This is a genomic window from Enterobacter sp. CFEC122 (assembly GCF_052983755.1).
Genome location: NZ_JBRIQR010000144.1, coordinates 1 through 354, shown reverse-complemented (window position 1 = coordinate 354; position 354 = coordinate 1). Strand labels below are relative to the sequence as shown.

Genomic DNA, 354 nt, shown 5'->3' with positions numbered 1-354 from the left:
CCTATTTAGGCTATTTTTTCCACCATTTCTGGCGTTATTTCCGGTTTTTACTGAGATCTCTCCCACTGACGTATCATTTGGTCCACCCGAAACAGGTTGGCCAGGGTGAATAACATCGCCAGTTGGTTATCGTTTTTCAGCAGCCCCTTGTATCTGGCTTTCACGAAGCCGAACTGCCGCTTGATGATGCGAAACGGGTGCTCCACCCTGGCACGGATGCTGGCTTTCATGTATTCGATGTTGATGGCCGTTTTGTTCTTGCGCGGATGCTGCTTCAAGGTTTTTACCCTGCCGGGACGCTCGGCGATCAGCCAGTCCACATCCACCTCGGCCAGCTCCTCGCGCTGTGGCGCT

The 354-nt window shown here is 53.1% G+C and carries 1 protein-coding gene; it reads right to left on the bottom strand.

The window, feature by feature from the left end:
- Positions 1 to 47: 47 nt before the first annotated feature.
- Positions 48 to 354 (bottom strand): IS5/IS1182 family transposase (locus ACVCAM_RS26530; protein WP_032645768.1); only part of this gene is annotated, 307 nt, incomplete at its 5' end.